The organism is Methylovirgula ligni, from assembly GCF_004135935.1.
GTDB lineage: Bacteria > Pseudomonadota > Alphaproteobacteria > Rhizobiales > Beijerinckiaceae > Methylovirgula > Methylovirgula ligni.
The window spans coordinates 232,621-258,085 of record NZ_CP025086.1; the positions used below are offsets into that span (position 1 = coordinate 232,621).

Here is a 25,465-nt window from a genome sequence, read left to right on the forward strand (position 1 = left end):
ATATGATCGATCTCTATTATTGGACGACGCCGAACGGCCACAAGATCACGATGTTTCTTGAAGAGGCACAGCTTCCTTACGAGATCCATCCGGTGAACATCGGCAAGGGAGAACAATTCAAGCCCGAGTTCCTTGCCATCGCGCCGAACAATCGCATTCCCGCTATCGTGGACCGCGCGCCGAAGGACGGCGGGGCGGCAATCTCGATCTTCGAATCGGGCGCGATCCTTCTCTATCTCGCCGAGAAGACCGGCAAGTTCATCGGCTCCGATTTCCGCAAGCGGGTCGCGACACTCGAATGGCTGTTCTGGCAGATGGGCGGCCTTGGCCCCATGGCCGGGCAGACGCATCATTTCCGCAATTATGCGCCGGAAAAAATTCCTTATGCGATCGATCGCTATGTGAATGAGACGAACCGGCTCTACGGCGTGATGAACAAGCGCCTCGCTAGCCACGAATTTCTGGCCGACGATTATTCGATCGCCGACATGGCCGCCTATCCCTGGATCGTGCCCTACCAGGCGCAGGGCCAGAACCTCGACGATTTCCCGCATCTGAAGCGCTGGTTCGAAGCGATCAAGGCGCGCCCGGCGACAATCGCGGCCTATGCCAAAGCGAAGGATGTGAACCCCACGCCTCCGCCCGCATTCGACGCTGAGGCCCGCAAACATCTCTTCGGCAAGACGGCGGCAAACACCGCCTGAGGCGTGGTTCACACGCAACAGGCCGGCGCGAATCCGCGAAATTGTGATGACGGCTTGTCGCCGCGCGCGGGAGTCGCGTAAGATCGGCCCAGGGGAGACAAAGTGCTGGGCCGTATTGCCGATACAATGACCGCACTTGGCGGTCGCCTTCGCGCGAAGGCGGCGGCGGGTCGTCAATTTGTCGCCGGTCTGGCCATTCTCGGGCTTTACCTGCAACTCGCCGCCGGGGCGTTCTGCACGGCGGGTCTTCCGTCGAGCGGAAACTTTGGCAGCTTCCCGATTTGCCATACGGCATCGGGCGATCAAGGCTCAGTGCCCAAGCCGGACCGTGCGCCGCAGCAACAGCAACAATCCTGCGCCTTCTGCGCGCTGCATTGCCACCTCGCGGTCATTTTGCCGCCGGCGCTTCCCATTGTCGCGCTCATCGCCGGTGCGTGGGCGGCGCAGCTCGCGCGAGCAACGGCGCAGCCGCGTCTCTATTTCGCCATCGCGGCACAGCCGCGCGGCCCTCCACACCTCAGCTAGAAGACGCCGGCGTTAGGCGCCGGTAGGCATTTTCCAAGCCGGTTGCCGTTCCCCGCGCGATGTCGCATCGCTGCGGTCAAGGGCTGAAGGCGCCGGCACGTTCTTCTCCGTTGAGGATTCTCCAATGATTCGACACTTCACCTGCGCGAGCGCCGCAGCGGCTCTCCTGCTCGCCGCGAACCCGCTCTACGCGCACACCATCGTCGGAAACCGCGTCTTCCCGGCGACGCTCACGATCGACGATCCGGGCGTCAACGACGAATTGGCGCTGCCGGCATTCTCCTACTTGCAGGCGGCAAACCCCGACGGCACACCGGGCACGACCTCCTATTCGCTGGCATGGGAATACGCCAAGACGATCACACCCGATTTCGGCATTTCCATCGGCTCGGACGGTTATACTTGGCAGCGCAATCCGCAGGCCGAAGGTTGGTCGAACATCGAAACCGAAGCGAAGTTCGCCTTCTATCAGGACCCCGGGCACGAGTTCATCATGTCGGCGGCGGTCTCTGCCGAGATCGGCAATACCGGAAGCCCGCAAAGCGCGTCGCTCCCCTCCGATCCCTTCTCGACGATCACGCCGAAATTCTTCATCGGCAAAGGCTTCGGCGATGCCTCGGCGGATTGGGCGCGGCCCTTCGCCGTGACCGGCGAGGTCGACTATTCGATCCCGACTGTCACCATCAATTCCGACGGCAGCTACAACCCGACGATGCTCACCTATGGCGCATCGTTGCAATACAGCCTGCTCTACGAGAACTCCTTCGTGCATCAACTGCCGGATGTCTTCAATCGGCTGATCCCGGCGTTCGAGGGCATTTTCAGCACGCCCGTCGCCAATCAGGGGCCGGTAATCCCCGGCGAATTCTCGCCCTACGAGACGACCGGCGTCGTCGGCCCCTCGCTCTACTATATCGGCCAATATTTCGAGATCGGCGTCATGGCGCAGGTTCCGATCAACCGCGCGAGCGGCGACCATGTCGGCGCGCTCGCCGTTCTCGACATCTTTCTCGATGATGTGGCCCCGACCAGCTTAGGCAAGCCGCTCTTCGGCGCGCCCCTCTCTCCCCTCGCCAGATATTGAGGCTTACATGAAACACGCTTCTTTGCTCATCGCCGCCACCGGCCTCGCCAGTTTTCTGGTGAGTACGCAGGCCTTCGCACACGCCTTTCTCAATCATGCCGAGCCCGGCGTTGGCACAATTGTCAACGCCTCGCCTCCCGAACTGCAACTGACCTTTACGGAAGACATTGTCGCCGCGTTCTCGGGCGCGAGTGCCGTGACGGCAGGCGGCGCGCCGGTGCCGACCGGGAAGGCCGTCGTCGGCCCGGCGAACACGCTGCATCTGCGCCTCGCCCACGCGCTCAAGCCCGGCACTTATGTCGTGAGCTGGCATGTGGTCTCGGTCGACACGCATCACACGCAAGGCACGTATAAATTCACCATAGCCCCGTAAACGGAGGAGCCCCGCCAGCGCGGGGCTCCCGCCACTTCGAATTCGTGCCGAACCCATGACGATCTTGCAAATTCTGGTCGCCGCGCGCTGGGTTCACTTCACCGCGCTCTTTGCGCTTTTCGGCTGTCCGCTGTCGTTCCTGCTGACGCGCGGCACAGGGGCGGCCGAGGCGGAGCGAATTTTCCGCGCCACGAATCGACTGCTGCAAATCGCGGCGGTGATAGCGGCCCTTTCCGGCGTTATCTGGATCGCCGCGCTCATCGCCAATATGGCGGGAAGTTTCACTGATGCCACAACGCGCGACACGCTCAACGCCTTCTTTTTCGAGACGCAGTTCGGCCCCGTTGTCATCGCCCGCCTGATTCTGCTGGCCGCCGCCTTGCTCGCCATCGCGCTGCCGCGGCGCATCCGCTTTGGCGTCTGGCTCTTCATCGGCGCGGGCCTCATCATCGATCAAGCCTGGCTCGGCCATGCCACCAATGGCGGTGCCGGTCTTTTCGGCGCGGCCATGATCGTGATCTATGCGGCCCATGTCCTCGCCGGGGCGGCCTGGGTCGGCGGGTTGCCGGTCCTGTGTCTCGTGCTCACGCGGCGCGACCCGGCGCGCGGGCCACGCGAGATCGTCATAATCCTGTCGCGCTATTCGGTGCTGGCGACAGGCGCCGTGACGCTGATTATCGCGAGCGGCATAGCCAATGCCTTGTTTCGCGTGCAGGGCCATTTGGCGCGGCTCGTCGCCACAGACTATGGCGAGATCCTGCTCGTCAAGCTCCTGCTCGTCGGCATCATGCTCGCCTTCGCCGTCTACAACCGCTTCATCGCGCTGCCGCGGCTTGAGACGGCCCGACAAACGCCCGTTTTCACCGGTCTTTCTCGCAGCATCGGCGTCGAACTCGCGCTCGGCGTGCTGGTGATTGGCGCCGCTGCGCTTCTGGGCGTCACGCCACCGCCCGCATAGCATGGCTTGCGTTTTGCGCGCCGCCAGTGCCAGTCTTACGCTGGTATCGAATGCGGAAGGGTCCCATGGCCAAGTCGATTGTCGTTTCCGTGCCGCACAACCTCAGCGTCGACGAGGCGCGGCGGCGTGTTGCCATCGAGATCGATCAGCTCAGGAACGAATACATCAACAAATTCGCGCATTCCGAGATCGTCTGGGCGGCCGATAGCGCGAACATTCGCGTCTTCGCCCTGGCGCAGGAGATCAAGGGCCGCATCGATGTGCTTGCCGACAGCGTGCGCATCGAAATCGTCCTGCCGTGGCTTTTGGCCAAGCTCGCCGCGCCGCTGCAGGAAAAGCTGGCCGCGACGACGCGAGAAACGCTCGCGCTCAGCGATCGCTCGAAGAAATCCTGACCCTCGCCGCGAAGATCGCATCTCACTTTTCGAGCACGGCGACGAGACCCGGCACATCGCTCCCCGCCTCCTGGCGCGCCGCCGCATTCTCAAGGACCCGGAGCGTGAACCCGGCATTGGCCGCCACGTCGCGGATATAGCCGGCCGCGTGCGCATAGCGCAGATCCTTGCCGAGTAGAAAGCCGCTTTCCGCCGTCTGCACGGTGAAGGCGAAAAGACCGCCGGAACGCAGCACCCGAAAAGCGGCGGCGAAGAGCGGCGCAAGATCGGCGATATAGATAAGAACATCGCCGGCGAGGAGCAGATCGGCACTCGCCGCCGCTTCGTCAGCGAGAAAACGCTCGAGGCTGCCGACGGCAAGATGGTCATAGATCCCCTTCGCCTTTGCGCGCGCGATCATCCGCGGCGCAAGATCGACACCAGCGAGGTGCTGCACGCGGGCGCGGAAAATCTCGCCGCAAAGCCCGGTGCCGCAGCCGAGGTCGATCGCCCGCGCGAACCGCGTTCGGCCAAGACCGGCAATCGCATCAGCCATAAGCCGCGGCCCGCGATAGGCGAGGCGACCGACGAGATGCGACTCGAACCGATCCGCATAGCCGTCGAAGAGGCGCTTCACATAGGCCTCAGGCGCAGGCGCCGGCGGCATAACGCCGAGCTGGGCGAGCTTGAGGCTTGCGCCCAGCGCATCTTCCGGCGCCGCCGCCAAAGCGCGCCCGAAAGCGGCGCGTGCTTTTTCTTGCCAGCCGAGCGCAAGGCAGGCTTCGCCAAGCGCGAACCAGGCCGCCGGCCAATGCGGCGCAAGCTCCAATGTCTGGGTCAGAAGATCATGCGCTGCGCGGGCATCGTCACCGGCCATGTAATCGGCGGCGTGCGCGAAGCGGCGGTCGGCGATGACATCGCCCGACGACAGAAACACGGGTTGGGAGCGCGCCGGTTCGTCGTGCATCTCAACACCGTTGAATAACCTTAACTTGTCTCGCGGCATCGCGGAGTTAGCAGATAAACTGATTGTGATTCAAGCGATCAACCCTTTGCCAAAAATACATATTCGTCTGGGCCAAATGAGGGTGCGAGGCTGGACGAAATGACATGTTCATCTTGAGTTCAACTGAACGCCTCCCTAATTCCACTCGCGATGGGAGATCCCCGGAAGGCTGGCCGTACGCAATTTATGCGGCGGCGGCCGGGAACCGGGAACTGCCCGGATGATTTGGGAATTTGCATCTTAGGGTCCGGCACCCATATCGCCGGCCTTGGATCAGAGGAGTAAAGCAGATGTCGCCGTTCATGAGAAAGCTTGTCACTGGCGGCTTGATCGCCACGACATTGAGCCTTGGCGTCGTTTCATCCTCAACGCCGGCCGCGGCCTTCCACGGCGGCGGTGGATGGCACGGCGGTGGCGGCGGATGGCATGGTGGCGGCTGGCGCGGCGGCGGCTGGCGCGGTGGTGGCTGGCGCGGCGGCTATTACGGCGGCGGCTGGGGCTGGGGCGCCGCGGGTCTGCTTGGCGGTCTCGCCGTCGGCAGCGCGCTGGCCTATCCCTATTATGGATACGGCTATGGCTACCCGTATCCGTATTACGGCTACCCCTACGGCTATTATCGCCGGCCCTATTACGGCTACCCCTACTAAAAATTGTCCCGGCGGCCTGAACCCGCCCACGCTTAAGATCAGCAAGCCGCGCCCGCGGCTTGCTGCGCCCCACGGACGCCTTTTCGACATTCCCCTCGAATTCTTCGCCCTGCGATGCAACCCACCGGCGCCGGGGGGATTGGCTCCCTGTGCGCTAGCGCACCGACCCCGGGTCCTGCCGCCCTATTGTTCAGGTGCGGCGTGAGGTTGAGTGGAGGGGCAGACTATGCAGTCGTCTCGGCAAATCCTCGATAGTAGCGTTATTCGGTCATTGGTTGTCGGTTTGGGTTTGTCGTGCTTGGCGGCAGCGCTGGTGTTTGGCTCGCCGATCTTCGGTTCGCCCATGCGCGGCGACCTCGGCTATCACAGCCTCCCCGTCGACAAGACGTCTTACGCGCCCCTGGCTCAGGGCGCCGCGGTGGCGCTGACGCGCAACCGCGACGACGAATGCGTGCAGGCGACGAAGGTGGTCACGGCCGCACAAGGCCCCTACGGCGGCCTTTACGTCCCGCGCGAGATGGCCTGCGAATAAAGTTTTCGCTCTGTTCCCTGCAGCGGCCGACACCTATCTTCAGGTGATGGCCGCCTCCGATATTCTGACGCTGAAACCCGCCGGGCTCTATTGCGCGGCGGGTGATTTTTTTATCGACCCGCTGCGCTCCGTCCCGCGCGCGCTGATTACCCACGCCCATTCCGACCACGCACGCCCCGGCCACGGCCAGGTGCTCGCCACGGCAGAAACTCTCGCCGTCATGGCCATCCGCTATGGCGAGAATTTCGCCGGCGCGGCCCAGACCGTGCGTTATGGCGAAACGCTGGGCATCGGCGGCGTCGACGTCGGCTTTTTCCCCGCCGGCCATGTGCTCGGCTCCGCCCAGATCCGGCTTGCGCAGGGCGGCACAAGAATCGTCGTCTCGGGCGATTACAAGCGCGAAGCCGACCCGACCTGCGCCGCCTTCGAACCGCTGATCTGTGACACCTTTATCAGCGAGGCCACATTCGGCCTGCCCGTCTTCCGCCACGCCAATGCCGCGGGCGAGATCGACAAGCTGCTCGCCTCGCAAAAGCTGTTTCCGGAGCGCACGCATCTCGTGGGCGCCTATCCGCTCGGCAAGGCGCAGCGCATCATCGCGCTGCTGCGGCAGGCCGGTTACGATCGGCCGATCTATATTCACGGCGCGCTCGAAAAGATCACCGCCTATTACCAAGAGGCCGGCATCACGCTCGGCGATGTGCGCCTCGCCGCGGGCGCGGGCGCGCTGCCCGGCGAAATCGTCCTTTGTCCGCCAAGCGCCGTCAACGATCTCTGGAGCCGCAAATTCGCCGAGCCGCGCGCCGCCTTCGCTTCCGGCTGGATGCGTGTGCGCGCCCACGCCCGCCAGCGCGGCATCGAGCTGCCGCTCGTCATTTCCGATCACGCCGACTGGGACGGGCTTTGCGTCACGGTCGACGAGACGCAATGCAGCACGCTGCTTGTCACCCACGGCGAGCCCGAGGCGCTGGTGCATTGCTTCCGCCAGCGCGGGCTAGAAGCCGCGCCGCTGCACATTCTCGGCTATGGCGACGAAGAGGCGGAGACGCCCCTCGAGACCGACACGTGAACCGCTTCGCCACGCTTCTCGACAGTCTCGCCTACGAGCCCTCGCGGCTTGGCAAATTGCGGCTGATGACCGATTATTTTCGCACGGTCGTCGATCCCGACCGCGGCTTCGCGCTCGCCGCCCTGACCGGCGCGCTGAGTTTCCGGCACGCCAAGCCGGCGCTGATCCGCACGCTCATTTATGAGCGGGTCGATCCGGTGCTCTTCGATCTTTCCTATGATTTCGTCGGCGATCTCTCCGAAACCGTCGCGCTGCTCTGGCCCAGCGACCGCGTCACATCTGGCGCCCACGCGTTGCGGTTGGGCGAGGTGATCGCGACGCTTGAAGCGGCGAGCAAACTCGAACTGCCCGGCGTTCTTTCGCGTCTGCTCGACGGGCTCGATGAAACAGGCCGCTGGGCGCTTTTGAAACTCATCACCGGCGCCCTGCGCGTCGGGGTCTCGGCACGGCTCGCCAAACAAGCAGTAGCCGAACTCGGCGGCCACGACGCCAATGCCATCGAAGATCTTTGGCACGGGCTGGCACCACCCTATCTCGACCTCTTCGCCTGGCTGGAAGGGCGCGAGCCACGCCCGAAGCCAGATGACCCCGCCCCGTTCTGTCCGGCGATGCTGGCGCATCCCGTAACGGAAGAGGAATTGGCGGTGCTTGCGCCGGCCGATTTCAGCGCCGAATGGAAATGGGATGGCATTCGCGTCCAGGCGGCCGTCGGGACCGGCGAAAGCGGAAAAATCATCCGGCTCTATTCGCGCACCGGAGAAGATATTTTCGCCGCGTTTCCCGATCTCATCGAAACGCTGGCGCGCGCGCCGCGCGGCCAATTCTCGCTCGATGGCGAATTGCTGATCTTGCGCGCGGGCCGTGTGCAATCTTTCGGTGTTCTGCAACAGAGACTCAATCGCAAACAGGTGACGGCGGCGCTGCTCACCGATTTTCCAGCCCATATCCGCGCCTATGATCTGCTGGGCCTCGATGGCGAAGATCTTCGGGCCCTGCCCTTTGTCGAGCGGCGGCGCAGGCTCGAGGATTTTGTTGCGGAGGCACGCCTCGAGCGTCTCGATCTCTCGCCGCAAATCGCTTTCGGCACCTGGGATTTTCTCGCTGCAGCGCGGCGCGACCCTGTGGCGGGCGGCGCTGACGCCGATGCTGCCGCGATCGAAGGCGTGATGCTGAAGCGTCTGGATTCAATCTACGTTCCGGGACGGCCCAAGGGCCTCTGGTATAAGTGGAAGCGCGATCCTTTCGCTGTCGACGCCGTGCTCATGTATGCGCAGCGCGGCCACGGCAAACGCTCGTCTTTTTATTCCGATTTTACGTTTGGCCTGTGGCGTGCGGGATCGGACGGCGACGAGATCGTCCCTGTCGGAAAAGCCTATTTCGGCTTCACCGATGACGAGTTGCGTCTACTCGACCGCTATGTGCGCAATCACACAACCAATCGCTTCGGCCCGGTGCGCGAGGTGGCCTATGGGCACGACGAAGGTCTGGTGCTGGAGATCGCGTTTGATGGCGTGAACCACTCTAGCCGACACAAGTCAGGCGTCGCGATGCGCTTTCCCCGCGTTAATCGCATCCGCTGGGACAAACCGGCACGGGAAGCGGACAGGCTCGAGACGCTTGAGAGGCTGATCGCCGACTAAGCATATGACGCCTCCTCCCGCCTATGCGGCAAATGGCCTGTCACATGACTCTATGCCAAGAAAACGAAAGACTGTCTCCCGCTGCTAACGCAGCGTTTGCCCGCGCGGCGGCTTTTCGCCTTATCCGCCTTTTGCGACGCGTCGCGGTTGCGATGTTCAACCGTTCAAGGCGCATTTTGAGACCGCCAATCAAGTGCTATTCGATTCAATGTTTTAAGGGCAAAGCGCCGAAGACGGCCAGGAATCGCCCGTGGCGCGGCGATACATCCGCGTTTTTTCGCGGCCCGCGCTCATTAAATTGAGCCTCTGTGTCCCACGCCGGTCTCGCCTTCATAGATGGCCAATGAATCATTGGGTTACACCAGCGAAAGGCTACGCGGTAACGCCGCGCGCAGCGACAAGGTGGCGATGGCGTGAAATTTTCGTGACACGATTTTCTTGCGGGGCGTTAGTTCTATGTTAGAGTTTGGTCGTGGCCGGTTGCACCGACTGCACTGATGCTTCGAGCGAATCTCGAACGCGTTTTTCCCGAGTGACGTTGCTGTTTTCGATGCGTTATTTGGCGCATGGGAAGCTATGTCGGAGAGAGCCGTGAAGAAAATTTGCAAAGAGTTATTGCGTGCAGCGGGAAGGGGCTTAAGGTAGCGCCTGTCACACCTCACGCGCGTACGAATGGGTAGGGCTTCGAAATTTCGGTTTCGAAGATTGGGGGATTTTTGGCTATGACAAGGGCTGTTCTTGCTTGGCAGGATTCCAGCGGTGGAGATCGGGCCTATCGTTTTCGCCCGGACAATGACTTCACGCGCCACCGAGCGCCCTTGCCCCGTTAAAGTGCGTAAGCGGGGGCTTTTGCCCGACCTCTGAGTCCGCAAGCCGCTCGCAACCGTTCAGTCGCATTTCTTCAGTCACGCGGAAGACTTGTTCTGCCCACGGTGCTCTGCGCCGACGTTCCTCTATTATCGAGATTCAGGCCGATGCTAAATCCACGACGCACCGAAGCTTCACCCCAAAAAACGAGCGCGGAAGAATCCTGGGGCGTCGTATGCCGCCGATTGAAGGCCGAGCTTGGCGAGGCCACCTATACCTCCTGGTTCTTGCGGCTGGAACTGACGCAACTGGCTGACGATGTCGCCCATCTCTCTGTGCCGACGAAATTTCTCAAGATGTGGATACAGACGCATTATGCGCCGCGCATGCTTGCGGCCATCGTCGCGGAATTTCCGGCGGTCAAACACCTTGTCATCAATGTGCGCTCTTCGACGCGCACTCCTCCCGCACGCAGTGCGCAGCCTCTCGACGCCGAAGACCTGCACGAAAGCGGCGCCGGCTTCGTCGAGCCCGCGCACCCGCGTTTGAACGCGGAGCCGCATCGCCCGGGCTCGTTCCAGCAGAAAGAAATGAGGGCACCGACGAGGCCCGCCGGCGAGGCTGAAACATTTGGCGGCTCGCCACTCGACCGGCGGCTGAATTTCTCGACCTTCATCGTCGGCCGCTCGAATCAGCTCGCCTATGCTTCGGCGCAAGATATCGCCAACGCCGCGCCCGGCGAGGCCGTGCGCTTCAACCCGCTCTACATCCACGCCTCGGTCGGTCTCGGCAAGACCCATTTGCTGCAGGCGATCGCCCATGCCGCAACGGCACAGCGGCGGCGCGTGATCTATCTTACCGCCGAAAAATTCATGCACAGTTTCGCCAGCGCGCTCGAAGCCTCGACGGCCATCTCCTTCAAGGAAAAGCTGCGCGGCATCGACATGCTGGTCATCGACGATGTGCAGTTCCTGCGCGGCAAATCCATCCAGCAGGAGTTCTGCCACACGCTGAACGCGCTGATCGATGCACGCCGGCAAATCGTCATCGCCGCCGACCGGCCGCCGGGCGAACTCGAAACGCTCGAAGAGCGCGTACGCTCACGCCTCGCGGGCGGCCTTTGCGTGGAAATGGGGGCGCTCGATGAGCCGTTGCGGCTGAAGATGCTGGAGGCGCGCGTCGCCGCGGCCAAACTGCTGCACCCGCAATTCGAACTGTCATCTGCCATCCTCACCTATGTCGCGAGCGTCATTCAGACCAACGGCCGCGATCTCGACGGCGCGGTCAACCGCCTTGTCGCCCATTCCTCGCTGAACCGCGCGGCGTTGTCTCTCGAAGCGGCGGAAGCCGCGATCCAGGATTTGGTGCGCCCTCGCGAGCCCAAGCGGGTTAAGATCGAGGACATCCAGAAACTCGTCGCCAGCCATTACAACGTCACCAAGGCCGATATCCTCTCCGCGCGGCGAACGGCGAATGTGGTGCGCCCGCGCCAAATCGCCATGTTCCTGGCCAAAACGCTGACCCCCCGCTCGCTGCCGGAGATCGGCCGGCGCTTCGGCGGCCGCGACCACACGACGGTGCTGCACGCCGTGCGCAAGATCGAGGCCCTGGTCGGCAGCGACGGACGGCTCTCCGAGGAGATCGAGCTGCTCAAGCGGATGCTGACCGAGAACTGACCCTCTCCGCTATACGCCGGCGTGGGCAAACGGTCCGGAAAGGGGTAAAGCCGAAGCATGAGTGCGACGGCGATTCGGATTCTCGGCATCGACCCCGGCCTGCGCAATATGGGCTGGGGCATCATTGAGGCCGCCGGCACCCGCCTCATCTACGTGGCGAGCGGATCGATCCATTCGCAAAGCACGGACGATCTCGGCACGCGGCTGCGCCAGCTCCATCAAGGATTGACGCGCATCATTGAGGCGCATGCGCCGCATGAGGCCGCCGTCGAAGAAACCTTCGTCAATCGCGACCCGCAATCGGCCTTGAAGCTCGGCCAGGCGCGCGGCATCGCCCTTGTCGTCCCCGCCCTCGCCGGCCTGCCCGTCACCGAATATGCGGCCAACCTCGTGAAGAAGACCGTGACAGGTTCAGGCCACGCCGAGAAGGCGCAGATCGCGATAATGGTGAAAGTGCTGCTGCCGAAATGCGCCAGCGATCTGCGCGCGCTTCCCACTGACGCGGCGGATGCGCTGGCGATCGCGATCACCCATGCGCACCACTACAAGATGACGGCGGTGCGCAGAGCATGATCGGCAAGCTGCGCGGCACGATCGATTCCATCGGCGAGGATTTCGTCATTCTCGACGTCCATGGCGTCGGCTATGTCGTGAATTGCGCGACGCGGACATTGCAGAATCTGCCTGCTGCCGGCGAGGCCGCCGCGCTGGCGATCGAGACGCAAGTGCGCGAGGATTCCATACGGCTCTACGGCTTTCTCAACGAAGACGAGCGCGATTGGTTTCGCCTGTTGCAGACGGTGCAGGGCGTGGGCGCGAAAGTCGCACTGGCGCTGCTCGGCGTGCTGAGCGCGAGCGAGCTCGGCGTCGCCATCGCACGGCAGGACAAGACGGCGCTGTCGCGCACGCCCGGCGTCGGCCCGCGCGTTGCCGCGAGATTGGTGACGGAACTGAAGGACAAGGTTCCGGCCATACACGTGCCGGCCGCTCTCGCGAGCCTTTCCGCCCCCGCAGGCGCTGCGCAAGCCCCGGCCATGCAGGACGCGATCGCGGCGCTTATCGGCCTCGACTATAGCCGTCAGCAGGCCGCCAATGCCGTCGCGCTCGCCCGCGCGGAATTGGGCGAGGCGGCAGAAGCGCCGGCGTTGATCCGGCGCAGCCTCAAAGAGCTTGCGCGCTAGCGCGACACGCCTTTTGAGCGGGATCGATTTTTTCGCGGCGGCGTATTAGATAGGCTGCATGTTCACCCCGAGCGAAATCGAGCGCTATGCGCGTCACCTCGTCTTGCGCGACATCGGCGGCCCCGGTCAGCAGAAGCTGAAGGCGGCGCGGGTTCTCGTGATTGGCGCGGGCGGCCTCGGCGCGCCGCTTATCCAATACCTTGCTGCTGCGGGCGTCGGCGAGATCGGCATTCTCGACGACGATGTCGTCTCGCTGTCCAATCTGCAACGCCAGGTGCTTTACGCGAGCACGGATCTTGGCAAGCCCAAGGCCGTCTGCGCCGCCGACGCGGTTCGCCGCCTTAACCCGTATGTCAGGGCAACGCCTATCCAGAAGCGGATCGATGCGGCGAATGCCCAAGAGCTTCTCGCGGGCTGGGACATCGTCGCCGACGGTTCCGATAATTTCGCCACCCGCTATGCCGTCTCCGACGCCTGCTTTTATGCGCACCGGCCACTCGTCAGCGCCGCGATCGGCATGTTCGATGGCTCGCTCACCACCCTGCGGCCGTTCGAGACTTCGCCCTCCGGCACGCCGAACCCGACCTATCGCTGCCTGTTTCCCGAGCCGCCACCGCCCGGCACGGTGCCGACGTGTGAGGAAGCGGGCGTTATCGGGGCGCTGCCGGGCGTACTGGGCGCCCTGATGGCCCATGAGGTGATCCGTGAGATTGTCGGCTATGGCGAAGGTCTTGTCGGCCGTCTCCTGCTCGTCGACCTGGCGCATATGCGCTTCGAGACGGTGAAATACGGCTGGGACGACGCCAATCCGCTGAACGGCGTCACGGCGTCGGCAAAGCCGCAGACGATCGCTCCCGTGCTCTGAAAAATGCGTTTTCTCTTGGGGCAGGCGAAATATATTAAGTTTTCCAGCCAGATCGCGCCAAAATACCGCTATGGCGATGGAACCAAGTTCCGCGCGAAACATAGCATAGAGGGACGGGACCGCGGCCTTGGCCGCCAAACAGGGATCAGGCGCCGCCGCAATGGACGTCAACCGCAAACTGTTGATCGTCGACCCAGACGCGCAATCGCGCGAATTGAAAATGCAGCTCCTGAAACTGTCCGGGCTGCAGCCCACGGCCGTCGAAACCGGACGTGAGGCCCTGCGCTGTCTCGATACGGAAGTGTTCGACCTCGTTCTTGCAAGCGTCGAGGACGCGGACGGCGACGAGGCGAGCTTTTATCAAACGGTGAAGGAGAAAAGCCCGGCGACGGCCGTCTTGCGGATGGCCCGCGCCGACAGCGTCAAGACTTCGGCCGCCATCGATGCGACGATCGACGGCTATCTGCTCGACCCTTTCGAGCCCTCCGAACTTATCACGCTGGTGCGCTCGCTTTTGCGGCTCAACTACACGCGCCTTGCCTTGCGCGACGCCGAAGCACGGCTGCAACTCGTCCAGGACGCGGGCGGTCTGGCGGTCCTCGACTGCGATCTCGTGACCCGGCGCGTGATATGGTCGGAGAAATTCGCCGATATATTCACCCTTCCGCCTGACACGACGGGCAAACGGCTCCGCTTCGGCATGATCCTGGCGGTCGCGCATCCCGACGATCGCGTCTCGCTCGCACAGGATTATCGCAGGCTGTTGCGCCAGGGAGGCCAGTTCGAGCGTGAATTCCGCATTCGCCGCGACGACGGCGTGACGCGATGGATCAGCGCCCGCGGCAGCTTCTTCCGCGCCGGCGGGAAGATCGAGCGAATACTTTGTCTGTGCCTCGACATCACCGCGCGCAAGCGCGGTGAACTGCGTAATGCGCAGCTCGCAGCGATCGTCGGCTCATCGATCGACGCCATCGTCAGTGTCGACTTCGACGACAATATCCGCACATGGAATTACGGCGCCGAACAATTATTTGGCTATCTGGCCAAGGACGTCATCGGCAAAAACGCGCTGCTCGTCGTCCCGCCGGAGCTGCATGCCGAACGCAAGGCCGCGATGGACCGGCTGATGGACGGCGAAGCTGTCGAATATCAAACGCGGCGGCTCAACCACGAGGGCCGCACGATTGACGTCTGGATCCGCGGCGCGCCGGTGCGCAGCGTCGAGGGCAATCTGTTCGGCGCCTCACTCATCATCCGCGACATCACCTCGCAAAAGCAGCGCGAGGAGCATGTGCGATTCCTGATGCGCGAGCTCACGCATCGCTCGAAGAACCTGCTCGCGGTCATTCAGGCGATGGCGCGGCAATCTCTCTCCCTGCAGACGGACCCGCACGAATTCGTCGGCCGCTTCAGCGAGCGTCTGTCGAGCCTTGCAGGCTCGCATGATCTGCTCTCCAACGATGACTGGGCCGGCGCCTCGCTTGTCCAGCTAATCCATTCCCAGCTTCAGCATTTCGGCGATCTCTTCGACACGCGCATTCTGATCCGCGGCGCCGATCTCATCCTGCGACCGGAGGCGGCGCAAAACATCGGTATTGCGCTGCATGAGCTGACGACCAATGCGGCGAAGTTCGGCGCGCTCTCGGTCGAGACCGGCATTGTCACAGTCTCCTGGTCGCTCATCACGGAAGGCGACGAGCGGCGCATTCGGCTTCATTGGCGCGAGGAAAACGGCCCGCTTGTCGTGGCGCCGGATCATCGGGGGTTCGGCCGCCTGGTGATGGATCGTATCGCCGGCCAGGCGCTTGGCGGACGCTCCGAGACGACATTCGCGCCGGAAGGCGTTGTCTGGGAACTCGACGTGCCGGAAAAATCCGTCGTCCGCGAGAAGGCTGCGGCGATCCCGGGCTAGGCAACCCCGGATTAGACTCGCGGCGTGAAGCGGCGCAGCCGCAGCGCGTTGCCGACGACGAAGATCGAGGAGAATGCCATCGCCGCCGCGGCGAGCATCGGCGACAGCAGGATATGCCCGAATCCGTAAAGCGCGCCGGCCGCGACCGGAATCAGGATCACGTTATAGCCGAAGGCCCAGAACAAATTCTGGGCGATATTGCGCAAGGTCGCCCGGCTCAAGTCGATGGCGCCGGCGACGGCGCCGAGATCGCCGCGCATCAGCACCACATCTGCCGTTTCAATGGCGATATCCGTCCCCGTCCCGACGGCGAGGCCGACATCGGCAGCGGCGAGCGCCGGCGCGTCGTTGATGCCGTCGCCGACAAAGGCGATTTTGCCGTTCGCGGGCCGCAGGGCCTTGACCGCATCCGCCTTGCCTTCGGGCAAGATCTCCGCCTCGACCTTGTCGATGCCGAGCGTGCGGGCGACCGCCTCCGCCGTCGCCTTGCGATCGCCGGTGACCATCGCGAGGCTGAGCCCGTCCTTCTTCAGCGCGGCGATGGCCGGCGCAGCGGATGGCTTGAGCGGGTCGGCGACAGCGAAGATCGCCGCAGCGCGATTGTTGACAGCGACGAAGAGCGGCGATTTTCCCGCCGCGCTCAACTGGCCTGCGGCGGCATCGAACGTGGATATGTCAACGCCGAGTTTCGCCATGAAGCGCGCCGAGCCGATGGCAACCGCGTTGCCGCCAATCGTCGCAGCAACGCCGAACCCCGGCGTCGCATGAAAATCATCGGCCTTGGGAATGGTCAGCCCGCGCGTCTGCGCCGCAGCGACAAGCGCCTTGCCGAGCGGATGTTCGGACAGAGCCTCCACGGCAGCGGCGAACGCGACGACTTCGCCCTCATCGAAACCCGGAGATACCTGAATGTCGGTGAGGGCCGGATGGCCTTCCGTCAACGTGCCGGTTTTGTCGAAAGCGACAGTCTTCACATCGCGCAGGGTCTGCAAGGCGGTCGCGTCGCGGAACAGAATTCCGAGCTGGGCGCTGCGCCCCATCGCCACCATGACAGATACCGGCGTGGCGAGCCCCATGGCGCAGGGGCAAGCGACGATCAGCACGGCCACCATATTGACGACCGCAAAGGCAAGCGAGGGACGCGGCCCGAAGGCAAACCACAAAACGAAAGTCAGCAGCGCGATCGCGATGACGGCGGGCACAAACCAGCCCGTCACCTTGTCGACCAAAGCTTGAACCGGCAATTTGGCGCCTTGCGCCTCCCCGACCATATGAACGATGCGCGCCAGCACGGTGTCGGCGCCGACTTTCGTCACACGCACCGTCAGACTGCCGTTGCCGTTGACCGTGCCGCCGAAAACCTCGGCACCGACCGCCTTGTTCACCGGCCGGGATTCACCGGTCAGCATCGACTCATCGACCAGCGACGAACCGTCGGTCACCTCGCCATCGAGCGGCACACGGTCGCCCGGCCGCACCAGCAGGACATCGCCGGGGACGATCGTATCGAGCTTCACGGAAACCGGCGCGCCTGCGCGCAAAACTGTCGCGGTGTCGGGTGCGAGCCGGAGCAGATGTTCGATCGCCGAGCCGGCCTCGCCGCGGGCGCGCGCCTCAAGAAAACGGCCGAGGAGAATCAAGGTCGAGATCACCGCCGCAGCTTCGAAATAGACATTCGCCGTACCCTCGGGGAATATCTCCGGCGCGAACGTCGCGACAAGCGAATAGGCCCAGGCGGCGAAAGAGCCGAGCGCGACGAGCGAATTCATCTCCGGCGCGCCGCGCAATAAGGCCGGAACGCCGATCTTGAAGAATACAAGCCCTGGGCCGAACAGAACGATGGTCGTCAGGACCGCTTCGATAAGCCGCCAGGGGAAGATGCCGATATGGGTGCGGATATAGGTATCCAGCGACGGCACCATATCCGGCACCATCGCCATTAGTACAACAGGCACCGTCAAGACGGCCGCCAGGATGAGCTGACTGCGATCGGGGCCGCCGTGATGCATGTGGTCCATGCCACCCTGCATGCCGGCCATGTCGTGATCGTCCATGTGGTGATGAGCCATGTCGTGATGCGCATGCGACTGACCCAGCACGGCAGGCTTTTCGAGCCACGCGGAATAACCGGCCTTTTCGACTGCCTTGGCGAGATCGGCGACCGTGGCCGTCCCCGGCGTCGCGGTCACGCGGGCGCTCTCACGCGCCAGATTGACATTGGCCGAGACAACCCCCGGCACGCCCTGCAGCGCCTTCTCGACGCGGTTGACGCAGGAGGCGCAGGACATGCCCCCGATCTTGAGATTTATGCCGACCTTGGGGGTTGCATCTAACGGTGTAATAGTCATCTAGCAGATATTGGCGGCTGGCCGCCCCGTATACAAGAGCCCACGCGTTTTGGAGACGGCATGCAACTCTACAAAATCCCAAAAATGAAATGTGACGGCTGTGTGAGGACAATCGAGGACGCATTGAAGTCGCTCGATCCGGCGGCGAAAATATCCTGCGACCTCGAGACGCGCGAAGTCGCGGTCGATACGCGCGCGCTACCGTCGCTCGTCGCCGAGGCTTTGGCCGCGGTCGGCTACAATGGCACCTTGCTCGAAGCCTGAGGCAATTCGTGACAGCCTGGGATCCGAAGCTCTATTTGCGCTTTGGCGATGAGCGCACGCGCGCCGCGCGTGATCTCCTCGCCCAGGTACCAATCGACACGCCCCAATTGGTCTACGATCTCGGCTGCGGGCCGGGGAATTCGACCGAACTGCTCGTCGGCCGCTTTCCGGGCGCCGAAACTGTCGGCGTTGACTCTTCGCCGGATATGCTCGCGCTCGCCCGCCAGAGCCTGCCTGCGGTCGATTTCCGGGCCGCCGATTTGCAGCAATGGCAGCCCGAGCGGCCGGCGGATTTGCTTTTCGCCAATGCCGTTTTCCAATGGCTCCCGAACCACATCGAGATTTTTCAGAAATTGCTCGGGGCCCTCCCCCCGGGCGGCGTTCTCGCCGTCCAGATGCCCGACAATCTGGCCGAGCCGGCCAAGATTCTGATGCGCGATGTGGCGGCGGACGGCCCTTGGGCCGCGCGTCTTGCCGCCATCCGCGACGCGCGCGGCCTGCTGCCGCCGCCCGAGGTCTATTACGATGCGCTCCGGCCGCTGTGCCGCGGGCTGGACCTCTGGCATACGACCTATCACCACGCGCTCGCCGATGCCGACGCGATTGTCGAATGGATGCAAGGCTCGGGGCTGCGGCCCTATCTCGCGGCGCTCGACGCGGCCGAGCGCGGTGCCTTTCTGGCCGATTACAAAGCTCGCGTGACGGCCGCCTATCCGCCCCGGACCGACGGGCGCGTGCTTTTACATTTCCCCCGCTTCTTTGTCATTGCCGTGCGCGCCTGAGCGCCCCTTTTCCGGGCGGCGGGCTTCTTGCATTGCGGCATCGGGCAGCTTAGGAACTTCTTGCTCAGCGAATTTCCTGCCCCTAATGAAAAAAGAAAGGCTCAGCGGAGGATGAACAAGCTCTACCCCGACGCCCGCGCCGCGCTTGAAGACGTGCTGAAAGACGGCATGACGCTGATGGCTGGCGGCTTCGGCCTGTGCGGCATTCCCACGTCGCTGATCGAAGCGATCCGCGAGCTCGGCGCCAGAGATCTGACCGTCATCTCCAACAATGCGGGCGTCGATGGCGTCGGCCTCGGCATTCTGCTGGAAACGCGGCAGATCAAGAAGATGGTCTCGTCTTATGTCGGAGAGAACAAACTTTTCGCCGAGCAATATCTTTCCGGTCAGCTCGAACTCGAATTCAATCCGCAGGGCACTCTGGCCGAGCGCATCCGCGCGGGCGGCGCCGGAATTCCCGCGTTTTATACGAAGACCGGCGTCGGCACGATCATCGCGACGGGCAAAGAGCACAAGGACTTCGACGGCGAAACCTATGTGATGGAGCGCGGCCTCGTCGCCGATATTTCGCTCGTCCATGCCTTCAAGGCGGACACCGAAGGCAACCTCGTCTTCCGCAAGACGGCGCGCAATTTCAACCCGATGATGGCGACCGCCGGCAAAGTGACGATCGCTGAAGTCGAGCATCTGGTCGAGCCGGGCGAAATCGATCCGGACGACATTCATGCGCCCGGCATTTTCGTTCACCGCATCATCTATGCGCCGAACCCGGCGAAGCCGATCGAAAAACGCACGACGCGCGCACGCGCCGCCTGAAGGAGGAGTTCATGGCCTGGACACGTGACCAGATGGCGGAACGCGCGGCGAAAGAACTGCGCGACGGTTTCTATGTGAACCTCGGCATCGGTATTCCCACGCTTGTCGCGAATTTCATCCCGCCCGGCATGCATGTGCAATTGCAGAGCGAGAATGGCATGCTCGGCATGGGGCCCTTCCCCTACGAAGGCGAGGAAGACCCGGACCTCATCAATGCCGGCAAGCAGACGATTACCCAATTGCCGACGACGAGCTATTTTTCCTCCGCCGACAGTTTCGCGATGATCCGCGGCGGCCATATCGATCTCGCCATTCTCGGCGCGATGGAAGTCGCCGAGAACGGCGATCTCGCCAATTGGATGATCCCCGGCAAGATGGTGAAGGGCATGGGCGGCGCGATGGACCTCGTCGCCGGCGTCAAGCGCGTCGTCGTCGTCATGGAACATACGGCGAAAGGCGAGCCGAAACTGCTGCATCATTGCACGCTGCCGCTCACCGGCTCTGCCGCCGTCGATCTCATCATCACCGATCTCGGTGTGTTCAATGTCGACAAACATGGCGGCACCGGCCTGACGCTGATCGAACTGGCGCCGGGCGTCAGCATCGACGAGATCCAGCAGAAAACCGAAGCCAAGCTGAAAGTCAGCCCGGAGCTTGAATGCCGGGCGGCGTGACGTCCCGGGTTTCGCGACTCTTGCGGCGGTTGCCGAAAAGGCGCGCGGTAGGCTTAAACACGCCGAAAGCTTTTGGCGGCATGGTCACGGCGATTTTTCCCGGCGCCGCTCATGTTTCGTTTCGCTCTCTCGACCTTCGCTGTGGTTCTGGCCGTGAGCCTCGTGGCGAGTTCGTACCTCAGCCATAAGCTCGCGCCGCCGGCGTTGCAGCCCGCTGCCGTCCCGGCAGGGCAGCAATCTTTCCCCGCGGCACCGCAGGCGCTCGTCGTAACCCCCGTAGCGCCGGCACCGGGCAATAACCTCGACCGTGTAGAGATCGCCCCCGACAGCAGCGGCAATTATCTGACCGATATCGATGTCGACGGGCAGATCATCCATGTCGTGGTCGATACCGGCGCCACCTTTCTGTCGCTGCGGAGCGAGGACGCCGACGCGCTCGGCATCAACCTCGCCCCGGCCGATTTCCGCTACCAAACGATGACCGCGAACGGCACCGGCTCCGCCGCCAAGGTCCATCTCGATGCCGTGCGGATCGGCAATATCGAGATCGATGGCGTCGATGCCATGGTCATGCAGCCGGGGGCTCTGGGGCGAAGTCTGCTCGGCATGAGCGCGCTGAGCCGGCTTGGCGGCGTCCATATCGCCGACGGCAGGCTGGTCCTGCAAAGGTAAGCGCGCTAGGTAACGCGCCGGCTCCTCAAATTTGCCTGCCTTCCCTGCTTCCTGCACGCGCCGGTCCGCGAACGCCGCGCCCGACGGCCGAAATCAAGGATTTTCTATGTTTCCCAAGCCATTGCCTGAATTGCGACCCAACAGCCTCGCTTACGAGCAGACGCCGATGGTGAAGCCGACAGGCTTCCGCGAATACGACGCGCGCTGGCTTTTCGAGAAGGAAATCAACCTGATGGGCGTCCAGGCGCTGGGCCTCGGCCTGGGGACGCTGCTGCATGAGTTCGGCGTTAGGCCGGAGATCGTCACCGGGCACGACTTCCGCAGCTATTCCGCGTCCATCAAACTGGCGCTGGTCACCGGCCTCGTCGCCGCGGGCATCAAGGTGCACGACATCGGCTTGGCCTTGTCACCGATGGCCTATTTCGCCCAATTCGATCTCGACGTACCGGCCGTCGCCATGGTCACCGCCTCGCATAACGACAACGGCTGGACCGGCGTCAAAATGGGGGCGCAGCGCCCCGTCACCTTCGGCCCCGACGAGATGAACCGGCTGAAGGAGATCGTGCTCTCCGGCGCCTATCGTTATGCCGAGGGCGGCAATTATCGCTACGTGCCGGATTTCGGCGCACGCTATATCGCCGATCTGACCAACCGTCCCAAGCTCAAGCGCAAATTGAAGGTCGTCGCGGCCTGCGGCAACGGCACGGCGGGCGCCTTCGCGCCGCAGGTTCTCGAAAAGCTCGGCTGTGACGTCGTGCCGCTGGATACCGAACTCGACTTCACCTTCCCGCATTACAATCCCAACCCCGAAGACCTAAAGATGCTGCACACGATGGCCGACAAGGTACGCGAGAGCGGCGCCGACGTGGGCCTCGGCTTCGATGGCGATGGCGACCGCTGCGGCGTCGTGGACAATAACGGCGAAGAGATTTTCGCCGACAAGATCGGCGTGATGCTGGCGCGGGACCTGTCGAAGCTCCATCCCGGCGCGACGTTCGTGGTTGATGTGAAATCCACCGGGCTGTTCATCACCGACCCGGTGTTGCAGTCCAATGGCGTGAAGGCGGATTATTGGAAGACGGGGCACTCCTATATCAAGCGGCGTGTCTCCGATCTCAACGCGCTCGCGGGCTTCGAGAAATCGGGCCATTTCTTCTTTAATGCGCCAGTCGGCCGCGGCTATGACGACGGCTTGCTCACCGCCATCCACGTTCTCGAAATGCTCGACCGCAACCCTGACAAGTCGATGGCCGATCTCTATGCCGATCTGCCGAAGACATGGGGCTCGCCGACGATGGCGCCGCATTGCGCCGATGAGGCCAAATACGGCATCGTCGATCAGGTCGTCGCGACCTTCAAGGACATGCAGGCCAAAGGCGAGAAAGTCACCGGTCAGAAGATCCGCGATCTCGTGACGGTCAACGGCGTGCGCGTCGTGACGGAGGACGGCACCTGGGGGCTGGTCCGCGCCTCGTCCAACAAGCCGGAACTGGTGGTCGTCGTCGAAAGCCCCGTCTCCGAGGCGCGGATGCGCGAGATGTTCAAGGCCATCGACGCGGTCTTGCGCCGCCACCCGGAAGTCGGCGCCTATAATCAGACGATTTGAACGGCGTTGCGGGCATTGCTTCGGCGCTGACGCGCGCCCCGCAACGACCGGGAAGCGTCGCGGTTACTTGCCCAGCGCGTCGGCGTTGTGGGCCTGAATCTCGGCGGCGACGTTGTTGAAGTATCCGCCGTCATCGCCAAGAATGGCAGTCGGCTGGCAGCGCGGCGCGCAGGTATAGGATTGGCGGTCCATGCCGCGCTGGACCACCAGCGCCCTGGGATCGCCGACGACGACTATGTTCGACTCCGCGACCGGATTGCCACCTGCGTCGAGCGCGATCATGTTGGTTTGGCCGAAGCCCTTTCCGGTCACGATCATCGTGTTACCGGATTTCAGCAGAGTCACATCGGCAATCATCGGATTGCCGATGATCAAGGTCCGCGCCCCGGGCGGAATCTGTACGATCTTTGCCTGATCGACGGTCACGGTCAGCGTGTCGACAGCGAAGGCCGGGACCGAAAGCGCAAGCGCGAGGCAAACGGCTGCCGCGCTTATGCCGAGCCGACAGAGTTTTGAGGCGTGCAGACCCATAGCTACCCTTCGCGATCGCAGCGTGCTTTGGCAAATTGACTCCGAATGGTGAATTTTTGCTAAACCGTGACAATGCGAAAAAGCTTCCAAACCGGGTGAAATCACCGACGCAACCGCTGCATGTGTATCAAAGAAATGCACGTGAACCCCGGCGCGGCGCCCGCATCTGCGATGGTGCCGAGGCTTTTCCGGTCCACGCTCTCCGCCGTCGACAGCGCCCGGACCCCAATGAAAACCTGACGTTCCCGCAGTCCGTGAAGCGTCTTCATTCCTCTCGGCCTTTCGAGCGCATCCCTTTTTAGGCCAGCCGGCGCCCGGCCGGCGGCCAACGCTCGCGGCGCTACGGGGCCAACTTGGCGGCGCTGCGTTAATTAAGAACTCGATAATTCGGGGTTCTGGAATTTTGGGCGGCGCTTAAGCGGTTTTGAGCAAAAGCATCCTAAGGTTCCCCTGCGTTCCGCCACCAAGCTGGAATGATGTTTTTGCAAACTCGCGAATGAGGAAGCCACCTATGAAGATTTTTGCCCGTTTCATGAATGACGAATCCGGTGCCACCGCTATCGAGTACGGCCTCATCGCCGGCCTGATCGCCGTTGTCATCATCAGCGCCCTGACGACGCTCGGCACGAACGTCAAGAACAAGTTCAACGCCATTGCGAGCAACCTGACCTAATCGCGTCTGTTGCGAGCTGGTTTTTGCGGCGCGCGCTGCGCAGAGCGGTGCGCGCCGCAGCTATTTTGCCCCTGGGCCTCCGACGAGGCACCGTGAGCTGCGCCATTCTGAAACACTCGGTTTCTTGAGCCCCGTGCCGCCGCGCCGAACGCGGCGGTGGTGAGCCGTTAAGGCTCGGTAAACAGGCGCGGCTTAGTCTTGCGCACCACGACTCACACGATTCCTTCGGGCTGGGCTGATCATGGCATTTGCGACACTCGTCTTTTTTCCCGTGCTGATGGTCTATGCCGCCTTCTCCGACCTGTTCACGATGACGATCTCGAATTTCATCTCCCTCGCCCTTATGGCGATCTTCTTTGCGCTCGCCCTGGTGCTGGGCATGCCGGCCTGGGAAATCGGTCTGCACGCCGCGGCAGGCCTTCTCGTGCTCGTACTGACCTTTTTCATGTTCGCACGCGGCTGGATCGGCGGCGGCGACGCCAAGCTCGCTGCGGCGATTGCGCTCTGGATCGGCTTCGACCATCTGGCTGACTACGGCCTCTATGCGGCGCTGCTCGGCGGCCTGCTCACTTTGTTCATTCTGATTATTCGCCGGCACCCGCTGCCGACCGTCCTGATCCGCCAGAGCTGGATCGCCCGCCTGCACGAGCAGGGGAACGGTGTTCCCTATGGCATCGCGCTCGCCGTCGCCGGTCTCCTGCTTTATCCGCAGACAGGCATCTGGCTATCGGCCGTCGCTCACTAATCGTTAACCATTTGTCCGGCTGCGCCGCAAAGACGCGGGCGCTTTCGCGCGCTAGCTGAAGCGCATCTGTCTTGGAGCGAGGCAGTTGGCGCGGATTGGAGATATTTGGTTAACCTTAATTTGACGTTTGCATGTTCCTATCCAAGGCGAGTGGAAACCCACGCGTCGAATAGGTTCAGCGATGAAGCCCGCCCGCCTCGTCATTCTCGGAGTTGCCGCGCTCGCTGGCGTCGGGGCATTTTTGCTTATTCTCAGCGGCACGAAGCCGCCGGAGCCTGTCAAGATCGCCGTGTCGGCCCCACCGCCGCCGATGGATCAGGTTCTCGTCGCCGACCAGGACATTCCTTTCGGCAATACGATCGAGTCGGGCGACCTGCGCTGGCAGGCCTGGCCGAAGAACAAAGCACCGGCAGGTGTCCTCCTTCAGTCGAAAGACCCGGACGCCACGACCGAATTCGAAGGCTGGCTCGTGCGCAACCGCCTTGGCCAGGGCGAACCCGTCTATAAGGACCGTCTCATCCAGCCCGGCAAGTCCGGCTTCCTCGCCGCCCTCCTCCCGGAGGGGATGCGAGCCGTCGCCATCACGATCGATTCGCAGGGCTCGACCACTGCCGGCAACTTCATTCTGCCCGGCGATCATGTCGATGTGCTCCATACATTCCGCGACGATGACGTGGCACGCGCTAATGGCGGCGACGGCATGGTGAGCGAAACGCTCCTGCACAACGTCCGGGTCCTCGCCATCGGCGAGAGCATTCAAAAGGCCGGCAAGGAGCCCGTGATCGGCGGCTCCAATGCAACTCTTGAACTGAGCCCCGGACAGGTCGAGCAGATTCTCCTCGCCCAGAAAGTCGGCCAGCTTTCGTTGAGCCTGCGAAGCATGGCCGATTCCAAAACGACCGGGGACCTCGATTCTTCAGAGAAAGAAACGAATTTCACCATCATTCGCTACGGAATTCCGGTCCCGGGCCGCGCGCGTTGAGTTGGATGCGAACAGACAT

27 protein-coding genes are annotated in these 25,465 nt (G+C 63.0%); 24 read left to right on the forward strand and 3 right to left on the reverse strand.

Annotated features, from left to right (window positions below):
* Positions 1–2 precede the first annotated feature (2 nt).
* The 6 genes from CWB41_RS01065 (at position 3) to CWB41_RS01090 (ending at position 4,039) form a co-directional block, all read left to right on the forward strand.
* On the forward strand, positions 3–704 hold the full coding sequence (locus CWB41_RS01065; protein WP_115835822.1) for a glutathione S-transferase N-terminal domain-containing protein: 702 nt from the start codon (positions 3–5) through the stop codon (positions 702–704).
* 102 nt (positions 705–806) lie between these two features.
* Entirely contained in the window at positions 807–1,229 is a 423-nt protein-coding gene (locus CWB41_RS01070) for a DUF2946 family protein (protein ID WP_129396367.1), read from the forward strand.
* Positions 1,230–1,353: 124 nt separating this feature from the next.
* Positions 1,354–2,313, forward strand: coding sequence for a hypothetical protein (locus CWB41_RS01075; protein ID WP_115835820.1), 960 nt, complete (start codon positions 1,354–1,356; stop codon positions 2,311–2,313).
* Positions 2,314–2,320: 7 nt separating this feature from the next.
* The gene (locus CWB41_RS01080; protein WP_115835819.1) at positions 2,321–2,686 is read left to right on the forward strand and encodes a copper resistance CopC family protein; all 366 of its coding nucleotides are present in this window, start codon (positions 2,321–2,323) and stop codon (positions 2,684–2,686) included.
* Between the two features lie 55 nt (positions 2,687–2,741).
* Positions 2,742–3,644: a CopD family protein gene (locus CWB41_RS01085; protein WP_115835818.1), complete on the forward strand. Its 903-nt coding sequence runs from the start codon at positions 2,742–2,744 to the stop codon at positions 3,642–3,644.
* A 65-nt stretch (positions 3,645–3,709) separates the two neighbouring features.
* Complete coding sequence (locus CWB41_RS01090; RefSeq protein ID WP_115835817.1) at positions 3,710–4,039, forward strand: polyhydroxyalkanoic acid system family protein; 330 nt, start codon at positions 3,710–3,712, stop codon at positions 4,037–4,039.
* A gap of 22 nt (positions 4,040–4,061) precedes the next feature.
* Here CWB41_RS01090 and CWB41_RS01095 read toward each other — a convergent pair whose 3' ends face one another.
* Positions 4,062–4,985, reverse strand: coding sequence for a class I SAM-dependent DNA methyltransferase (locus CWB41_RS01095; RefSeq protein ID WP_115835816.1), 924 nt, complete (start codon positions 4,983–4,985; stop codon positions 4,062–4,064).
* A 329-nt stretch (positions 4,986–5,314) separates the two neighbouring features.
* Here CWB41_RS01095 and CWB41_RS16250 point away from each other — a divergent pair, with 329 nt between their 5' ends.
* From CWB41_RS16250 to CWB41_RS01135, 9 genes are all read left to right on the forward strand, one after another.
* The gene (locus CWB41_RS16250; RefSeq protein WP_181902951.1) at positions 5,315–5,671 is read left to right on the forward strand and encodes a hypothetical protein; all 357 of its coding nucleotides are present in this window, start codon (positions 5,315–5,317) and stop codon (positions 5,669–5,671) included.
* 313 nt (positions 5,672–5,984) lie between these two features.
* A complete protein-coding gene (locus tag CWB41_RS01100; RefSeq protein ID WP_129396368.1) occupies positions 5,985–6,203 on the forward strand; it encodes a hypothetical protein in 219 nt (72 codons plus the stop codon).
* Between the two features lie 46 nt (positions 6,204–6,249).
* Positions 6,250–7,272: a ligase-associated DNA damage response exonuclease gene (locus CWB41_RS01105; RefSeq protein WP_115835814.1), complete on the forward strand. Its 1,023-nt coding sequence runs from the start codon at positions 6,250–6,252 to the stop codon at positions 7,270–7,272.
* Complete coding sequence (locus CWB41_RS01110; protein WP_115835813.1) at positions 7,269–8,912, forward strand: cisplatin damage response ATP-dependent DNA ligase; 1,644 nt, start codon at positions 7,269–7,271, stop codon at positions 8,910–8,912. Before CWB41_RS01105 ends, CWB41_RS01110 begins: the two co-directional genes overlap by 4 nt.
* 974 nt (positions 8,913–9,886) lie before the next feature.
* Positions 9,887–11,395, forward strand: coding sequence for a chromosomal replication initiator protein DnaA (dnaA, locus tag CWB41_RS01115; protein ID WP_115835812.1), 1,509 nt, complete (start codon positions 9,887–9,889; stop codon positions 11,393–11,395).
* Positions 11,396–11,452: 57 nt separating this feature from the next.
* Complete coding sequence (ruvC, locus tag CWB41_RS01120; RefSeq protein ID WP_115835811.1) at positions 11,453–11,968, forward strand: crossover junction endodeoxyribonuclease RuvC; 516 nt, start codon at positions 11,453–11,455, stop codon at positions 11,966–11,968.
* Positions 11,965–12,576 carry a Holliday junction branch migration protein RuvA gene (gene ruvA / locus CWB41_RS01125; RefSeq protein WP_115835810.1) on the forward strand — a complete coding sequence of 204 codons (612 nt, stop codon included), beginning with the start codon at positions 11,965–11,967 and terminating at the stop codon, positions 12,574–12,576. Before ruvC ends, ruvA begins: the two co-directional genes overlap by 4 nt.
* A 58-nt stretch (positions 12,577–12,634) precedes the next feature.
* Complete coding sequence (locus CWB41_RS01130) at positions 12,635–13,441, forward strand: HesA/MoeB/ThiF family protein (protein WP_115835809.1); 807 nt, start codon at positions 12,635–12,637, stop codon at positions 13,439–13,441.
* Positions 13,442–13,601: 160 nt separating this feature from the next.
* A complete protein-coding gene (locus CWB41_RS01135; protein WP_115835808.1) occupies positions 13,602–15,353 on the forward strand; it encodes a PAS domain S-box protein in 1,752 nt (583 codons plus the stop codon).
* A gap of 11 nt (positions 15,354–15,364) precedes the next feature.
* Here the strand turns inward: CWB41_RS01135 and CWB41_RS01140 are convergent, their stop codons facing one another.
* Positions 15,365–17,701: a heavy metal translocating P-type ATPase gene (locus CWB41_RS01140; protein ID WP_115835807.1), complete on the reverse strand. Its 2,337-nt coding sequence runs from the start codon at positions 17,699–17,701 to the stop codon at positions 15,365–15,367.
* A 60-nt stretch (positions 17,702–17,761) separates the two neighbouring features.
* On the opposite strand from CWB41_RS01140, the gene CWB41_RS01145 reads away from it, so the two are divergent.
* From CWB41_RS01145 to CWB41_RS01170, 6 genes are all read left to right on the forward strand, one after another.
* Positions 17,762–17,965 carry a heavy-metal-associated domain-containing protein gene (locus tag CWB41_RS01145; RefSeq protein ID WP_115835806.1) on the forward strand — a complete coding sequence of 68 codons (204 nt, stop codon included), beginning with the start codon at positions 17,762–17,764 and terminating at the stop codon, positions 17,963–17,965.
* Positions 17,966–17,973: 8 nt separating this feature from the next.
* Positions 17,974–18,747 (forward strand): trans-aconitate 2-methyltransferase, encoded by a 774-nt coding sequence (tam, locus tag CWB41_RS01150; protein ID WP_115835805.1) that lies wholly within the window; start codon positions 17,974–17,976, stop codon positions 18,745–18,747.
* 111 nt (positions 18,748–18,858) lie between these two features.
* On the forward strand, positions 18,859–19,563 hold the full coding sequence (locus CWB41_RS01155) for a CoA transferase subunit A (RefSeq protein WP_115835804.1): 705 nt from the start codon (positions 18,859–18,861) through the stop codon (positions 19,561–19,563).
* A gap of 11 nt (positions 19,564–19,574) precedes the next feature.
* The gene (locus CWB41_RS01160; protein ID WP_115835803.1) at positions 19,575–20,237 is read left to right on the forward strand and encodes a CoA transferase subunit B; all 663 of its coding nucleotides are present in this window, start codon (positions 19,575–19,577) and stop codon (positions 20,235–20,237) included.
* A 111-nt stretch (positions 20,238–20,348) separates the two neighbouring features.
* Positions 20,349–20,909 carry a retropepsin-like aspartic protease family protein gene (locus tag CWB41_RS01165; RefSeq protein ID WP_115835802.1) on the forward strand — a complete coding sequence of 187 codons (561 nt, stop codon included), beginning with the start codon at positions 20,349–20,351 and terminating at the stop codon, positions 20,907–20,909.
* A 106-nt stretch (positions 20,910–21,015) separates the two neighbouring features.
* Entirely contained in the window at positions 21,016–22,515 is a 1,500-nt protein-coding gene (locus CWB41_RS01170) for a phosphomannomutase/phosphoglucomutase (RefSeq protein WP_115835801.1), read from the forward strand.
* Positions 22,516–22,578: 63 nt separating this feature from the next.
* Here CWB41_RS01170 and CWB41_RS01175 read toward each other — a convergent pair whose 3' ends face one another.
* Positions 22,579–23,046, reverse strand: a complete 468-nt coding sequence (locus tag CWB41_RS01175; protein WP_115835800.1) for a pilus assembly protein N-terminal domain-containing protein — start codon at positions 23,044–23,046, stop codon at positions 22,579–22,581.
* A 511-nt stretch (positions 23,047–23,557) separates the two neighbouring features.
* On the opposite strand from CWB41_RS01175, the gene CWB41_RS01180 reads away from it, so the two are divergent.
* The 3 genes from CWB41_RS01180 to cpaB all read left to right on the forward strand — a co-directional run bounded on the left by CWB41_RS01180 (position 23,558) and on the right by cpaB (position 25,446).
* Entirely contained in the window at positions 23,558–23,719 is a 162-nt protein-coding gene (locus CWB41_RS01180) for a Flp family type IVb pilin (protein WP_115835799.1), read from the forward strand.
* A 235-nt stretch (positions 23,720–23,954) separates the two neighbouring features.
* The gene (locus tag CWB41_RS01185) at positions 23,955–24,464 is read left to right on the forward strand and encodes an A24 family peptidase (RefSeq protein ID WP_115835798.1); all 510 of its coding nucleotides are present in this window, start codon (positions 23,955–23,957) and stop codon (positions 24,462–24,464) included.
* 181 nt (positions 24,465–24,645) lie between these two features.
* The gene (gene cpaB / locus CWB41_RS01190; protein WP_115835797.1) at positions 24,646–25,446 is read left to right on the forward strand and encodes a Flp pilus assembly protein CpaB; all 801 of its coding nucleotides are present in this window, start codon (positions 24,646–24,648) and stop codon (positions 25,444–25,446) included.
* Positions 25,447–25,465: the final 19 nt, after the last annotated feature.

Coding starts and splice junctions, on each gene's coding strand:
- CWB41_RS01145 (WP_115835806.1), top strand. CDS start 17,762: ATGCAACTCTACAAAATCCCAAAAATGAAATGTGACGGCTGTGTGAGG.
- CWB41_RS01135 (WP_115835808.1), top strand. CDS start 13,602: ATGGACGTCAACCGCAAACTGTTGATCGTCGACCCAGACGCGCAATCG.
- CWB41_RS01170 (WP_115835801.1), top strand. CDS start 21,016: ATGTTTCCCAAGCCATTGCCTGAATTGCGACCCAACAGCCTCGCTTAC.
- CWB41_RS01155 (WP_115835804.1), top strand. CDS start 18,859: ATGAACAAGCTCTACCCCGACGCCCGCGCCGCGCTTGAAGACGTGCTG.
- CWB41_RS01105 (WP_115835814.1), top strand. CDS start 6,250: ATGGCCGCCTCCGATATTCTGACGCTGAAACCCGCCGGGCTCTATTGC.
- CWB41_RS01095 (WP_115835816.1), bottom strand. CDS start 4,985: ATGCACGACGAACCGGCGCGCTCCCAACCCGTGTTTCTGTCGTCGGGC.
- CWB41_RS01080 (WP_115835819.1), top strand. CDS start 2,321: ATGAAACACGCTTCTTTGCTCATCGCCGCCACCGGCCTCGCCAGTTTT.
- CWB41_RS01165 (WP_115835802.1), top strand. CDS start 20,349: ATGTTTCGTTTCGCTCTCTCGACCTTCGCTGTGGTTCTGGCCGTGAGC.
- CWB41_RS01180 (WP_115835799.1), top strand. CDS start 23,558: ATGAAGATTTTTGCCCGTTTCATGAATGACGAATCCGGTGCCACCGCT.
- CWB41_RS01085 (WP_115835818.1), top strand. CDS start 2,742: ATGACGATCTTGCAAATTCTGGTCGCCGCGCGCTGGGTTCACTTCACC.
- CWB41_RS01175 (WP_115835800.1), bottom strand. CDS start 23,046: ATGGGTCTGCACGCCTCAAAACTCTGTCGGCTCGGCATAAGCGCGGCA.
- CWB41_RS01090 (WP_115835817.1), top strand. CDS start 3,710: ATGGCCAAGTCGATTGTCGTTTCCGTGCCGCACAACCTCAGCGTCGAC.
- CWB41_RS16250 (WP_181902951.1), top strand. CDS start 5,315: ATGTCGCCGTTCATGAGAAAGCTTGTCACTGGCGGCTTGATCGCCACG.
- CWB41_RS01075 (WP_115835820.1), top strand. CDS start 1,354: ATGATTCGACACTTCACCTGCGCGAGCGCCGCAGCGGCTCTCCTGCTC.
- ruvA (WP_115835810.1), top strand. CDS start 11,965: ATGATCGGCAAGCTGCGCGGCACGATCGATTCCATCGGCGAGGATTTC.
- CWB41_RS01140 (WP_115835807.1), bottom strand. CDS start 17,701: ATGACTATTACACCGTTAGATGCAACCCCCAAGGTCGGCATAAATCTC.
- ruvC (WP_115835811.1), top strand. CDS start 11,453: ATGAGTGCGACGGCGATTCGGATTCTCGGCATCGACCCCGGCCTGCGC.
- cpaB (WP_115835797.1), top strand. CDS start 24,646: ATGAAGCCCGCCCGCCTCGTCATTCTCGGAGTTGCCGCGCTCGCTGGC.
- CWB41_RS01160 (WP_115835803.1), top strand. CDS start 19,575: ATGGCCTGGACACGTGACCAGATGGCGGAACGCGCGGCGAAAGAACTG.
- dnaA (WP_115835812.1), top strand. CDS start 9,887: ATGCTAAATCCACGACGCACCGAAGCTTCACCCCAAAAAACGAGCGCG.
- CWB41_RS01130 (WP_115835809.1), top strand. CDS start 12,635: ATGTTCACCCCGAGCGAAATCGAGCGCTATGCGCGTCACCTCGTCTTG.
- CWB41_RS01065 (WP_115835822.1), top strand. CDS start 3: ATGATCGATCTCTATTATTGGACGACGCCGAACGGCCACAAGATCACG.